Origin of the sequence: Pseudoalteromonas sp. PS1M3, assembly GCF_016865405.1 — a bacterium.
Taxonomy (GTDB): domain Bacteria; phylum Pseudomonadota; class Gammaproteobacteria; order Enterobacterales; family Alteromonadaceae; genus Pseudoalteromonas; species Pseudoalteromonas marina.
Genome location: NZ_AP022624.1, coordinates 134,402 through 147,369, shown reverse-complemented (window position 1 = coordinate 147,369; position 12,968 = coordinate 134,402). Strand labels below are relative to the sequence as shown.

Sequence of the window (12,968 nt, the reverse complement as noted above, 5' to 3'; positions counted from 1 at the left end):
ATTACTTCCTTACGTGTACATTTTAGGGGCTTTCTAAAATAGCCTATAAAAATAGTAACTTGCTACATTAAATTTAAAGGAGTCTATATGAGTATTTGGCATCAACCCATTACATTAGCATTGTGTAAACAATTGGACGAAGGCATCAATGGCCAAGGGACGCTAATGAAAACCATGGGAATAGAAATAACAGAGATAGGCGACGATTATCTAGTAGCAACCATGCCTGCAATCCCTTCACACCATAACCCTATTGGCATGGTTCATGGCGGCGCAAACGTTGTACTCGCAGAAACCGTAGCGAGCTATGCTGCTAATTTTGTGGTTGATTTCACAAAGTTTTACTGTGTTGGGCAAGAAATAAGTGCAAGCCATTTAAAGGCTTCTCGCAATGGTACATTAACGGCAACAGCACGCGCATTTCATATTGGAAAACGAAGCTCTGTTTGGGAAATAAAAATCACAAACAGCCGCAACGAGCTGTGCTGCGTATCAAAAATGACCGCAGCCGTTGTTGAGCGAAAGGCGTAAGTTATTTTTCGAGAGGGTAAATTGTTATTTCCATACCCGCGCCAATAGCAGATATACGCAGTAGTGTATCTGCATGTAAAGCTTGATTAAAACACTTTGGCGACGTGCCTGACTCAAACCCTATATCAAACGTTCTACGTGAGCAGCTCAACCATTGCTTTAATGCATTGCGTGAACATGACTCAATAAGCTCACATATATGGTTTATTGCTTTGTCTGGTGATTTTACATCGCCAGCTACCTCAATACGTGCTAATTGACGGTATTCGTCTTTGTCATAATGTAAAATCGTTGCGACTTTTTTTAGGTCGGCCACCAGCACACTAATATCTTGTTTTGACTCAAGCTCTAGATCTACATTTAAAAATTGAATTTCCGACATTGTCTCGTATTTATCCTCTAATGGTTACCATGCAAACTTTAACGCAGTTTTACCTTTATACCAAATCAACACCCTATAAATAGACGTTTTATATGGTAATACTCTTATTTTAGAGTGCGATTGCTACTTACAATTGGCGCTATTGTGCTGAAACGCTATTTTGAATGCACTAGTGCGACATTTTGTCGCACTCACCTTGCTCAACTATCGCGTAAAATGTCTTGTAAAAATAATAAGATAAGCACACATGAAAAAAATTTTTAAACCAACACGTAAACTTCATAAATGGTTGGGCTATTTATTAGGAATACAAATACTAGCTTGGTTGCTTGGCGGTTTGGTTATGAGCGCTATTCCGCTTGAAAAAGTACATGGTAAACACTTAGCAACACGCACCCTGGCTAACCCCTTTAAAAGCAGCGATTACGTCGCATCAATTGATAATATTGTTTCACAAGTAACTAATCCGACTAAGATAACCTTTGCGCATTTTTTATCTACCCCACTTATAACTGTAACCAGTGAAGGCAACCCTCAAAGTTTTAATGGCATTACTGGGCAACCATTTAAAGCCCCCAATAAACAGCAAATAATTGCTAATGCACACGCGCATTTACTTATTGATGCTCAACCAGTAAGTACCACTTTATTAGGTTTAGGGCCAAGAGAAAGCGGTTATAAAAAAGATGTATGGAAAGTACAATTTAACGATACATTTAGTACCACACTCTATTTGTCATCAGATACGGGCAAAGTGATTACTGTGCGCAGCACACTGTGGCGAATTTTCGATTTTTTTTGGATGCTGCATATTATGGATTACGATGAACGTGAAAACTTTAACAATCCTCTATTAATTAGCTTTGCTGCAACCAGTGTGCTTTTTTGTTTAACTGGCTTTTTACTGCTATTGCAAAACATAAGGATTAAACGCAGATTTAAATAAGTTTATGTTTGCCTGTTGAGCCAGTAAACTAGGGGCTCCTGTAGTTCACGTATGTGATGGATATGACCCGATTGATTTTGGCCTTACTGGCTTGCTGTGTCTGTTTTTCGGTATCAAGTAAAGACTTTACTCGCTTCTCTACTGCTAAAAAGCACTTAATAAAAACGCTACCGCACAATGCAAAAAGCCTGTATTGCGGTTGTGATATTAAAAAACAAGGTAAAAAACTAGTGCCAGATCTAACGGGTTGTGGCTATGTACCTCGTAATACATTTACCCGCTCAGGCAAAGTAAACCAGCGCGCTTTACGTATTGAATGGGAGCATATTGTATCGGCATGGGAGTTTGGGCATCAACTACAATGTTGGCAAAATGGTGGGCGGAAAAACTGCCGTAAAGTCAGCGAAAAATTTCGAAAAATGGAAGCTGATATAAATAACTTAGCCCCCGCAATTGGCGAAATAAATGCTGACCGCTCTAATTATCGTTTTGGCATGCTAGGTGGAGCCGCGACTCAATACGGCCAATGCGATGTAAAAGTAAACTTTAAGCAACGTGTTGTTGAGCCACCATTTTATGCCCGTAAAAAAATTGCCGACGCCTATGCTTACATGCAAAAAACCTATGGTTTAAAAATTTCAAAACAACAACAAAAACTTTTTAATGCGTGGCAAAAGCAAGACCTAGCACTAAAAAGCACTATACAAAAAATGTAATGATATTCCCGCTAATAAGCGAACTTAAAATACTGCTTTACCAATAAAAAATGACACAATTATTTACATAAAGAAAAAGCAAAACGTTGAATAAATAATCAGGTGTTGTAGTATTTTAAACAACTTATTTACAGGAAGTACCGAATATGTTTAAAAACAACACTCTATCGCTTGCAATTATTAGCGCGCTCTCAGTTTTTGCTTTAACAGGTTGTGGTGGAGGCGGAGGTAGCAACACTACACCAGCGCCTGTCACGCCACCTACAAGTAGCACACCGACATGGACTGCCGGTGTATTTGAACCTTCAGACGAACTCAAAAACTTTTGCGAAAACCCACGTACAGGTAACGACCCGTTTAATAATAATGAGCCTTACCCTGACCAAGCTGGTTCAGCCTTATACGAAAAACTATGGCTTCGCTCATGGAGCGACGAAACATACCTGTGGTATGACGAAATAGCCGATAACGACCCTGAATCGTTCGATACCGTGGCTGACTATTTTGCTCAACTAAAAACCGAAGAGCTAACCGATTCAGGCGCTAAAAAAGATAACTTTCATTTTTCAGAACCCTCTGAAGATTACTTCCAAGAAGCACAATCGGGCGTTACCTCTGGTTATGGTATTAACTGGGCATTTATTGGTGATCCAGCCGATAGAATTTTACGTGTTGCTTACCTTGAAGATGACTCACCAGCTAGCCAAATTGGCTTTCAACGAGGCGATACCGTACTTGAAGTGGATGGCGTAAGCATTAATACCAATACCCAAGCAGGGATTGATACTTTAAACGAAGGCTTATTTAGCCCAACCAACGGTGATTCACATACAATTGTTGTTCGCAGTAACGACGGCACGGAAAAAACATTTAACGTCACAGCGGGTAACATTGAGCAAACGCCTGTTCAAAATGTAAAAACGATTGTAACAAGCAATAACACGCGCGTTGGTTATATGCAGTTTAATAGTCATATAGGTATTGCCCAAGAGGGCCTAATTGATGCAGTAAATAAATTTAGAACCGATAACGTAGACGAACTCGTTATTGATTTTAGATACAACGGCGGTGGTTTATTAGCGCTGTCTGCGCAGCTAGCGTATATGGTGGCAGGAAGTGCCAATGTACAAAACCGCTTTTACTATCAAACACAACAAAATGATAAACAGCCTGTCGATTCTCCATTTCCGTTTATTGACGAAGAAATAGATTACTCAACGTTTTTTAGTACTGGCGATAAATTACCTGATTTAAACTTATCTAAGGTATATGTACTAAGTACATCAGGTACCTGTTCAGCCTCTGAAGCATTTATTAATGGCTTAAAGGGAATAGATGCAGAGGTGGTACTTATTGGCGACACAACCTGTGGTAAACCATACGGATTTACGCCTACACACAACTGTGGAACAACCTACTACACCATTCAATTTAGTGGTGTTAACAGTAAAGGCTTTGGCGAATATGCCGCAGGCTTTACCCCAACACCAACACCACAATTTAATGCCGATGTACAAGGGTGTGTTGTTAGTGATGACTTTGATAATCAACTTGGTGATAGCAACGAAAGGTTACTATCTACAGCACTTTTTCATATAGATAATAACGGCGCATGCCCAATCACAACAACGGTCGCTAATAGTAAAGTAGATGTACCAAGCTTTGCTGCAACGGGCGAAAAACTGCAGCCTTTAAACGCACCAAATGATCTTACCCGCGGTAACATGGACCTTACATGGCCTACGTTGTCTGAGGAGCAATAATGGTAAAGTTTCTAGCGATACTCACTGTATTAATAAGTGTTGGGGGGTGTAATAGTATGAGTAATGCCGCTGCAAAGCCTGCGCTATTAACAGAGGTTAACCCAGGCGTTATAACTGTGCTACAACAGGCAATTATAAAAGCTAAAGGCGGTACGCTTGTTACACTGGCCGACACCGTTTTTACCAAACGCAGTGAGCTTTTACTAAGCCATGGCACAAGTAAAGATCCCAATGGCATCCCCATTATGAGTGCGCATAATATCAAGTCTGAAAAGTTTGTTTTACAAATTATTGGCGATCAATGCGTGCTGTATTACCCTAAAAAAGATCTCACTATTGAGCTTAAAAACGTAAGTTGTAAAGCACAGTAATTTAAAAACTAAAAAGGCGTACAACTTGTTGTTGTACGCCTTTTCATTGTAAAACTATAAAAAATGCTGATTGCCAAAAAATAACTCGATCGGGAGCCCTTCAATTTTTTTACTTAGCAAGTTTATTAAAATGCGCCTTTAATAAGCCTGCAAAAGCTTGTACTTTCGCGGTGCGATGCACTAAATGGTGGGTCACTAACCACACATCTGTGGGCCAATTTAATTCACTATGTAGCACAGGGACCAAATCGCTATATTGCGCTGCTACATCATGTTGTAAACCACCAATTCCTAAGCCTTTAATAATCGCGCGCGTGGCCTCGGCAGTTTCTGATACACGTAATTTGATTTGCGATGCAGGAATGTTTTCGTCTGCCCAAGCAAAATAAGGTACGCGCGCATTATATCCCGCCACTCCTGATACAAAATTATGCTGCAATAAATCACCTAATGATTTAGGCATACCATGCTTTGTAATGTAACGTTTGTTAGCATACAAACCCGATGTAAGCTTTGCTAAGTGCTGAGCAATGTAATCCCCTTCATCAGGTTTAGGGCCTGCACGAAGCGCAATATGTGCTTGCCCGTGATCGAGCCGCAAGCGTTTTTGCTCCAAAATAACTTCAAGCTGCACTTGTGGGTGTAATGCCTGAAATTGCTCACATACATCACCCATAACATCAATAAACCCACTCACCGTAGTAAGTAATAAACTTCCGCGTAAAGTACTGTCGGCAGCGGCAATATCGTTATGTAGCTGTTCGAGCGAGGTATCTATAGTTTGCGCTGTCGCAAATAATTTAGCGCCAATTTCAGTTACCTTGTAACCACGAGCATGGCGATGAAACAAGCGTGTATCTAGGTTTTTTTCAAGGCTGTTAATTCGTCTTAACACAGTGCTGTGGTGCACATTAAGTGCCTCTGCTGCAGCTGTAAGTGTGCCAAGCCGCGCCACTTCAAAGGCCACTTTTACGTCTTGCCAGTCATCAAATTTAATTGCCATGCGCTCTGCCTTTAACTTGTGTGCATATATGCACATAAGTGTTGCGTTTATTTGGGTTTTCTACAAGTAAAAGTTTGCTACATTAGGTATGTAACTTAAAACATAAAAAGGCCATACTCATGTCAGCACCAAAAATTATCGCGCTAGCGGGCAGCTTACGTAAAGAAAGCTTTAATCAAAAACTTATTAATGAAGCAGCACGTTTTGCTCTGCAAACAGGTGCTGAAGTAGAAGTTATTCAGTTAAACGAGTTAGATATTCCACTATTTAACGAAGATATTGAAGCACAAGGCACACCCGCTGATGCACAACGTTTAAAAGACAAACTTCGCTCTGCAGATGGTATTTTACTGGCAAGCCCAGAGTATAACGGCTCGATCACTGCGCCATTGAAAAACGCTATAGATTGGGCGTCACGCACTGAGCAAGGTGCAGTACCGGCGTTTCGTAATAAAGTTGTGGCCTTATTTGCTACTTCACCGGGTGGATTAGGAGGTTTACGCGGTTTAAACCACGTACGTGATATTTTAAGCGGCATTGGTTCGTTAGTGCTTGCCGACCAACTTGCTGTACCGTCTGCGTTTTCTGTTTTTGATGACAATGGCCAAATTAGCGACCCAGAAATAGCTGATAAAGTATCTTCGCTTGCTCATCAATTAGTCAGTGTTGCAAGCAAATTAAAGTAACCTTATACGCTTTACTTTTGCTTTGTCGCCGCTATTTTTGCGGCGATAAAATCAACATGCGTTACATATAATAGACCCGCTATTTTACGTATTACGTACTCTTCTTGTGGGTCTATTTCACCGTCTGCGTAGGCTAAACGCCACAGCAATTCTATTATCTCTATTCGCTCTGCCGCACTGCAATGCTCATTAATCTGTTTTGAAAACTGAAAGTAATCAATTGCACCATCTAAACTACTTGCTGCATTGGTAGTGAGTTCTTCAACCTCAGAATCAGTTAAATTAAAGTACTTTTTTAAGGTTACAGTCAGGGTGTGTTGTTCATCATGGTCAAGCTTGGTATCTGCACGCATTACTTCAATTAACAACGCTGCTACCGCCGTTTTTAAATCGTGTGGTTCTATACTTGGCGCTGGATCATCGAATGCTGTAAAAAGCTGTTTTATTTGTTTGAACATCACATTATCTCTTTTGGGTGTTAGACTTAACGTACATAAACCGAACTTGTATGAGTATTTAATGGGTATTAAGTTCGCAAATTAAAGGATACATTTTATGAAAGGGTTATATTCACCGCGCCTTATCATTAGTTGCGTACTGGTGGGCCTTTCGAATACAGGCACTGCACTGGCCGACACCGTCGAAAAAGAAAAATCATACGACTTTGATAACAAAGTTCATTATTATCAAACCAAAATTGACAACAGCAATTACAAAATAGAAATACAATCAGACGATTACAAACACTTTGCTAATCAAAGTATGTTTTTACTACGCCATGCAGACAGGTTATGCCGTGGTAACACCTTTATGTTAAAAGTGCTTGAAGGCGTGCAAGAGTACGAACGTTTTCCTACTAAACCACGCGCTTATCAACCTCCTTTAACGGTTTTATTGCAATGCGAAAAGCCTGAATAATAAGCTTACTCTTCGTATCCCCATGGTGCAGCGGGTGGCGTAATAGGTTTAGTTAAATCAAAGTCCACCTTAAACTCGCGCCCTTGGCGAATTAACCGATACGTAAATACCTCAGGATAAATATACATTTGCCATGTATTACCTGCCGACTGTTCAATACCTTGTGCTACAAATAATTCTTTAGAGTATTGATCGGCCGGGAAAGACTGCATTTGTGCAAAACCCGCATCAAGTGTATGACCGCCATACATAGTAGATACGTCGTCTGTGCCATCTTTATGGCGATGATCATGCTTTAAGCTCAAACCACTGCCCGTTTTAGTAATGATCCACGTACGCGATGCATCATCACCCACATGAAATGGCACTTGTAGCTCGCTATCAGTACATTTACGTACATGCATAACTAACTTTTTATTATCAAATGAGCTTGGGCCTTTTGCATTATCTACACTTACTTTGCCCTCAAACGCCTTACCACAATGCGCAGCTATATTATTAAAAAACGCATCGTGTGTCGGTATAGATACCAAAGGCGCAGGGCGCGCAATAGCGGCTGATGAAGCAAGTAATAACGTTGCTGCCGTTAATAATTTCATAAAGTACTCTTATAATAGTTTTTTAATACCATAGCGGTTTAAGTTAATAATGGGAAATAGCTGCGACAAGTGGCTTTTCTGCTCTGTTTTTCATTAATGTTAAAAGTGAATAATGGAAGTCTTTAAAAATAACCTCTCCCCATATACGCGAATAAACACCAAAATTTGTATTATCTTGCACAGTCGTTTTTAAAGTTAAAATTGTATTGCCACTTTTATCTTCACTTAACGCATACCCACCATACAGAGGTGAAAAGTATTCGCCGCCTAATTTTACGTGTTTATCGAGTGCATCATCGGGAATAGCATCAGGGTCTATCTCAAATCTATAAAGCATCTGTTTATTTGGCTGCCAATCCGTAATAACTTCTTTAAATATAACCCCTTTTTGCCATTTACTCGTTCTAATTGCACCAACACCCGTAGCATTCATATTTGCCTCTAAAGGTTTAGGTACACCGATTAACTGGGTAAGCGAAAATGGCAATTCTTGTGGCTCTATGGTGCTTACATTTGCAAGCTGCTGCCATACACGATTTATAGGCGCTTCAATAATTATAGAGTTGGTGACTTCGTACGTTTTTGATAAGTTTAAATAATTTACCTCAATAGGTGAGAGTAACACAGGAAGCAAAGCGATTGAAAGTAAAGGCCGGTTAGCGTTTTTTGTTTGACGGTTTTTAATAAAGCCTGCCAATAAACCACCCATACTTGCAAAGAGCATAAAGGCAGGCAAAGCCATTGCCACACAAATACTGCCTTCAAGCAGTGTAATAACGCTTACAAGTAAAAAAACAAAAATTGGCTGCCAAGCAATAGTCACCATTTGCCTTTTAGTTAATGTATTTGAGCTTTTAAATTCAAAGTGAATACGAATATAACCAATTGCAACGGGCACTAAAAACATAAATGAAATGGATACAAGGCTACTTAAATTATAAGTATCAAGCAGCTCGACAAACAGCCGCATAAATATGCCGTAAAGCGTACCAAGTAAAATACCAATTGATTTAGGGGAGTTGAATTGCATCTCTATTCTTTATTGTTGTTATTAACAATCAGAAAGTAACAGATGTATTATTCCACCACAAATAAAACAAAATTAACGGCTCCCGCAAACAAATAGCTTGAAATAAAACAACTTTAACAACCACTAAGACTAAAGGATAATAACCTGCCGTTAACACGATACTATTTCTGCAAATAGCTCTGAGCATCCTTAATGACACATTCAAGAGCATGATCTATATAAACTTTTAATCATTTTCTGTAATTTATGACTTTTAGTGTAAAGCTGTTTTTTAAATTAACTGTATTAAAAACAACCATACACGACCTTTTGCCTATACATTCCTGAGTAAAAGCTGATCTACCCTGCCCCTTCACTATTCATTTGCTTTAACAAAAGCCGTATTAGTAAATAAGCAACGAGTAACAGGAGGGACTATGTCAGTAACCCCAAAGGGTCACAACTCAGATCACAAAAATAAATTGCACGACAATACCAACAGCTATCAAAACAACCATAAACCCAGTTCAGAGTTTAATACCCGCGACGAATACCTAGAGCACGAGCTACAAATTATGCAGCCCAAGCGCTGGCGGCCTAATTTACCTTTTAGAGACTACCGCTTTGAATTTGAAGACACGATTCCAGCCATGGCGGGCACTATTGGTAAAGTGGTTATGGTGGGTGCTATTGCCGCTACATTTGCAGCGCCACTAGGTTTAAGCGATGCGTTTGTGTTAGAGAACGTACGCTATGAATTACTGATTGTTTCTATTTTTATTATTTTGTTTTCGGGCTTTATTTTACCTACCGCTAACTTAGCGGGTACTCATGGCCCACTTATTCCACTTATTCCTATTGTGGTTGCCGCTGGCGGCCATCCTATGGCGTTTGGCTTACTGATTGGTGCCTTTGGCTTTATTTTAGCCATAACCAAAGGAGGGAGCTTGCTGGCACGCTTAACAAGTAAAGGCGTGTGCGGGGGCTTACTTATATATTTAGGCTTTATTGGCACAATTTCGCAGGTTAAAAAACTGTTTGCATGGGCTGAGGCCATTGATATGGCGCACATTGCGTTTATTGTTATTTTGGCGACCATTTTATTGTATGCGTTACTTGAGCACTTTAAAAAGCGCTGGTTAGCTGTGCCACTTAGCTGCCTTATTGGCGGTGTGGTTGCATTTGCACTCGGTGCGCCGTTTGAATTTAATACCGCGCCGGGCTTACCAAATATGAACCCAGCTTATTGGTGGGGCGAAAACACAGGTTGGATGCTGGGCTTACCTACGCTTGAAAGCTTTGTGGTTGTGCTGCCTTTTGCGGTATTAGCTGTGGCTATGTGGTCACCGGATTTTTTAGGGCATCAAGTATTTCAAAAAATTAGTTACCCGCAACGCACTGAAAAAGTTCAAATGAACATAGACGACACCATGCTAAGCGCATCGGTTAGACAAACCTTTGGCTCGCTAGCCGGTGGTGCTAACTTTACCTCATCGTGGGGAACTTACATTGTCCCTGCCGCTATTGCTAAACGCCCTATTCCGGCGGGTGCCATTTTAACAGCCGTATTTTGTATTGTTGCGGGTTTATGGGGCTACCCAATGGATTTAGCCATTTGGCAACCCGTGCTTTGCGTTGCGCTTATTGTAGGTGTGTTTATTCCGCTGCTTGAGGCGGGTATGGAAATGACACGCGAAGGTAAAACAACGCAATCGGCCGCTATTGTTGTGTTTGCCTCTAGCTTGGTTAACCCTGCTTTTGGTTGGTCTCTAACTATGCTGCTTGATAACTTAGGCTTAATTGGCTGTAAAGAGCGCAGTGCTAATTTAACTAAAATGAGCCGCTGGGTTGTACCGCTCATTATGTTTGTGGTTTTAACCACAGTAATGGCCATTGTTGGCATGCTGCCAGGCATACCCGCGCTAATGGCAGATTTTAGACATTAATAATTAGAAAACTTAAACATAAAAAAGCGCGGCTTATATACTCAGCCGCGCTTTGTTTTCATATGTAATTAATTGCTTTTTTTACTGCCAAGGGCGCTCAGCAGCAAGTTGTTTTTCAAACGCATCAATGTGTGGATTTAGCGTTTCGGTCACACCAATAAAATCTAAGCCACTTAATAAACGCTCTTTTACGTCTTTACGAATATCAAAACTAATTGGCGCAAACTTATCGCTTGTTAGTGTTTGGTTTTCAAGATCGATTTGAATGTTTATATCGTCGTGTTGCTCACTAAGTACAAACAATTGTTCAAGCGTATCAGCTGGTAGGGCAATGGCTAGCATTTGGTTGTTGCCACAGTTATTAAAGAAAATATCGGCAAAGCTTTCCGCTAAAATTACTTCAAAACCATATTGCTTAAGCGCCCACGGCGCATGCTCGCGTGATGAGCCACAACCAAAGTTGTCGCGCGTTAATAATATTTGCGCACCTTGGTAGCATGGGCGGTTTAAAATAAAATCAGGATTTGGTTCGCCGTTTTCTAGGTAACGCCAATCGTAAAATAGTGCTGCATCAAAACCATCACGGCTAGTAGATGTTAAAAACTGCTTAGGAATAATTTGGTCTGTATCTACATTGTTTTTATCAAGTGGGGCCATTAAGCCACTAAAAAATACGCTCATTAGGCTTCTCCTCTTATATCAACAAAGTGACCATGTACTGCAGCAGCGGCTGCCATTGCTGGGCTTACTAAGTGCGTACGCCCGCCACGGCCTTGGCGACCTTCAAAGTTACGGTTAGACGTAGATGCACAGCGTTTGCCCGCCTCTAAGCGGTCGTCGTTCATTGCTAAACACATTGAACAGCCCGGCTCGCGCCACTCAAAACCTGCCGCTTTAAAAATATCGGCTAAGCCTTCGTCTTCGGCTTGCTTTTTAACAAGACCAGAGCCCGGTACAATTAATGCCTCTATGCCAGCTACTACTTGCTTGCCTTCAACAATTTTTGCCGCGGCACGTAAATCTTCAATACGGCTATTTGTACACGAACCAATAAAGACTGTATCTACTTTTGCGCTTGATAATTTATCGCCCGCTTTTAAATCCATGTATCTAAGTGCGCTGCGAATAGCGTCGGCTTTAATTAAATCTGGCTCTTGGTCTGGATCTGGTATGCATTCATCAATACCAATTACTTGCTCTGGGCTTGTACCCCAGGTAATTTGTGGCTGAATGTCGTCAGCTTCAAGCTCAACAACTAAATCAAAGTGTGCACCTTCATCTGTTTTTAATGTTTCCCAATATTCAACTGCTGCGTCAAAGTCAGCGCCTTTTGGTGCAAACGGACGACCTTTTAAGTAATCATACGTAATTTGGTCAGATGCTATTAAACCCGCTTTAGCACCCATTTCTATGCTCATGTTACATAGCGTCATACGGGCTTCCATTGAAAGTGCTTCAATGCCTTCACCGCAAAATTCAGCAACATAACCTGTGCCACCAGCGGTACCTAACTTGCCTATAACCGCCATAATTAAATCTTTAGAAGTTACCGTTGGGCGAAGCACACCGTTAATTTGAATTTTTAACGATTTTGCCTTTTTTTGCTGTAGCGTTTGCGTTGCTAATACATGCTCAACCTCAGAGGTACCAATACCATGTGCTAATGCGCCAAACGCACCATGCGTAGAAGTATGGCTATCACCACATACAATGGTAGTACCAGGCAGCGTAATACCTTGCTCTGGGCCCATTACATGCACAATACCTTGGTTAATTGAGTTTAAATCGTAAAGTACAATGCCAAACTCTTTACAGTTCGCATCTAGCGCCATTAACTGGTTTTTAGAGACTTCGCTTGCGGCATCAAGTGATCGGCTTTTAGTCGATACATTATGATCCATCGTTGCAAAGGTTTTTTCTGGGCAACGCACCGTACGGTTTTTTTCACGTAGGCCAGCAAAAGCCTGTGGTGATGTCACCTCGTGTACTAAATGGCGGTCAATATAAAGTAAATCAGTTTGCTCGTTTATGCTGGCAACGGTGTGTGCTTGCCAAATTTTGTCGTATAACGTTTGGGCCACTTGCTAATTCCCTACTT

Annotated in this window: 15 protein-coding genes; 8 read left to right on the top strand and 7 right to left on the bottom strand. The window is 40.8% G+C overall.

The features are described 5' to 3' along the window. The first annotated feature begins 87 nt into the window (after nt 1-87). Nucleotides 88-531 (top strand): PaaI family thioesterase, encoded by a 444-nt coding sequence (locus tag PS1M3_RS00735; RefSeq protein ID WP_203985745.1) that lies wholly within the window; start codon nt 88-90, stop codon nt 529-531. A gap of 1 nt (nt 532) precedes the next feature. Here the strand turns inward: PS1M3_RS00735 and PS1M3_RS00730 are convergent, their stop codons facing one another. After that, nucleotides 533-913 (bottom strand): hypothetical protein, encoded by a 381-nt coding sequence (locus tag PS1M3_RS00730; RefSeq protein ID WP_006793771.1) that lies wholly within the window; start codon nt 911-913, stop codon nt 533-535. 247 nt (nt 914-1,160) lie between these two features. Here PS1M3_RS00730 and PS1M3_RS00725 point away from each other — a divergent pair, with 247 nt between their 5' ends. The 4 genes from PS1M3_RS00725 (at nt 1,161) to PS1M3_RS00710 (ending at nt 4,709) form a co-directional block, all read left to right on the top strand. Continuing rightward, entirely contained in the window at nt 1,161-1,859 is a 699-nt protein-coding gene (locus PS1M3_RS00725) for a hypothetical protein (protein ID WP_203985742.1), read from the top strand. 62 nt (nt 1,860-1,921) lie between these two features. Then, entirely contained in the window at nt 1,922-2,575 is a 654-nt protein-coding gene (locus tag PS1M3_RS00720) for an endonuclease (protein ID WP_371816598.1), read from the top strand. A gap of 146 nt (nt 2,576-2,721) precedes the next feature. After that, on the top strand, nt 2,722-4,338 hold the full coding sequence (locus tag PS1M3_RS00715; protein ID WP_203985736.1) for a S41 family peptidase: 1,617 nt from the start codon (nt 2,722-2,724) through the stop codon (nt 4,336-4,338). Beyond that, nucleotides 4,338-4,709: a hypothetical protein gene (locus tag PS1M3_RS00710; protein ID WP_203985733.1), complete on the top strand. Its 372-nt coding sequence runs from the start codon at nt 4,338-4,340 to the stop codon at nt 4,707-4,709. The genes PS1M3_RS00715 and PS1M3_RS00710 overlap by 1 nt, the downstream gene beginning before the upstream one ends. Nucleotides 4,710-4,818: 109 nt before the next feature. On the opposite strand, the gene PS1M3_RS00705 is transcribed toward PS1M3_RS00710, so the two are convergent. Further along, the gene (locus tag PS1M3_RS00705; protein WP_006793766.1) at nt 4,819-5,712 is read right to left on the bottom strand and encodes a LysR family transcriptional regulator; all 894 of its coding nucleotides are present in this window, start codon (nt 5,710-5,712) and stop codon (nt 4,819-4,821) included. Nucleotides 5,713-5,831: 119 nt separating this feature from the next. Between PS1M3_RS00705 and PS1M3_RS00700 the strand changes: the two genes are divergently transcribed. Continuing rightward, nucleotides 5,832-6,398, top strand: coding sequence for an NADPH-dependent FMN reductase (locus tag PS1M3_RS00700; protein WP_010557771.1), 567 nt, complete (start codon nt 5,832-5,834; stop codon nt 6,396-6,398). Between the two features lie 11 nt (nt 6,399-6,409). Here PS1M3_RS00700 and PS1M3_RS00695 read toward each other — a convergent pair whose 3' ends face one another. Further along, entirely contained in the window at nt 6,410-6,856 is a 447-nt protein-coding gene (locus PS1M3_RS00695) for a TerB family tellurite resistance protein (protein ID WP_008129052.1), read from the bottom strand. A 97-nt stretch (nt 6,857-6,953) separates the two neighbouring features. Here PS1M3_RS00695 and PS1M3_RS00690 point away from each other — a divergent pair, with 97 nt between their 5' ends. After that, complete coding sequence (locus PS1M3_RS00690) at nt 6,954-7,316, top strand: hypothetical protein (protein WP_203985730.1); 363 nt, start codon at nt 6,954-6,956, stop codon at nt 7,314-7,316. Between the two features lie 5 nt (nt 7,317-7,321). On the opposite strand, the gene PS1M3_RS00685 is transcribed toward PS1M3_RS00690, so the two are convergent. Together PS1M3_RS00685 and PS1M3_RS00680 are read right to left on the bottom strand one after the other, a co-directional pair. Then, nucleotides 7,322-7,915, bottom strand: a complete 594-nt coding sequence (locus PS1M3_RS00685) for a hypothetical protein (protein WP_203985726.1) — start codon at nt 7,913-7,915, stop codon at nt 7,322-7,324. Nucleotides 7,916-7,958: 43 nt separating this feature from the next. Further along, nucleotides 7,959-8,945: a hypothetical protein gene (locus PS1M3_RS00680; protein ID WP_203985723.1), complete on the bottom strand. Its 987-nt coding sequence runs from the start codon at nt 8,943-8,945 to the stop codon at nt 7,959-7,961. 416 nt (nt 8,946-9,361) lie between these two features. Here PS1M3_RS00680 and PS1M3_RS00675 point away from each other — a divergent pair, with 416 nt between their 5' ends. Beyond that, nucleotides 9,362-10,870: a DUF3360 family protein gene (locus tag PS1M3_RS00675; protein ID WP_203985720.1), complete on the top strand. Its 1,509-nt coding sequence runs from the start codon at nt 9,362-9,364 to the stop codon at nt 10,868-10,870. Nucleotides 10,871-10,951: 81 nt separating this feature from the next. Here the strand turns inward: PS1M3_RS00675 and leuD are convergent, their stop codons facing one another. Together leuD and leuC are read right to left on the bottom strand one after the other, a co-directional pair. Continuing rightward, nucleotides 10,952-11,551, bottom strand: coding sequence for a 3-isopropylmalate dehydratase small subunit (gene leuD / locus PS1M3_RS00670; RefSeq protein WP_203985717.1), 600 nt, complete (start codon nt 11,549-11,551; stop codon nt 10,952-10,954). After that, nucleotides 11,551-12,951 (bottom strand): 3-isopropylmalate dehydratase large subunit, encoded by a 1,401-nt coding sequence (leuC, locus tag PS1M3_RS00665; protein ID WP_203985714.1) that lies wholly within the window; start codon nt 12,949-12,951, stop codon nt 11,551-11,553. The genes leuD and leuC overlap by 1 nt, the downstream gene beginning before the upstream one ends. Between the last annotated feature and the right edge of the window lie 17 nt (nt 12,952-12,968).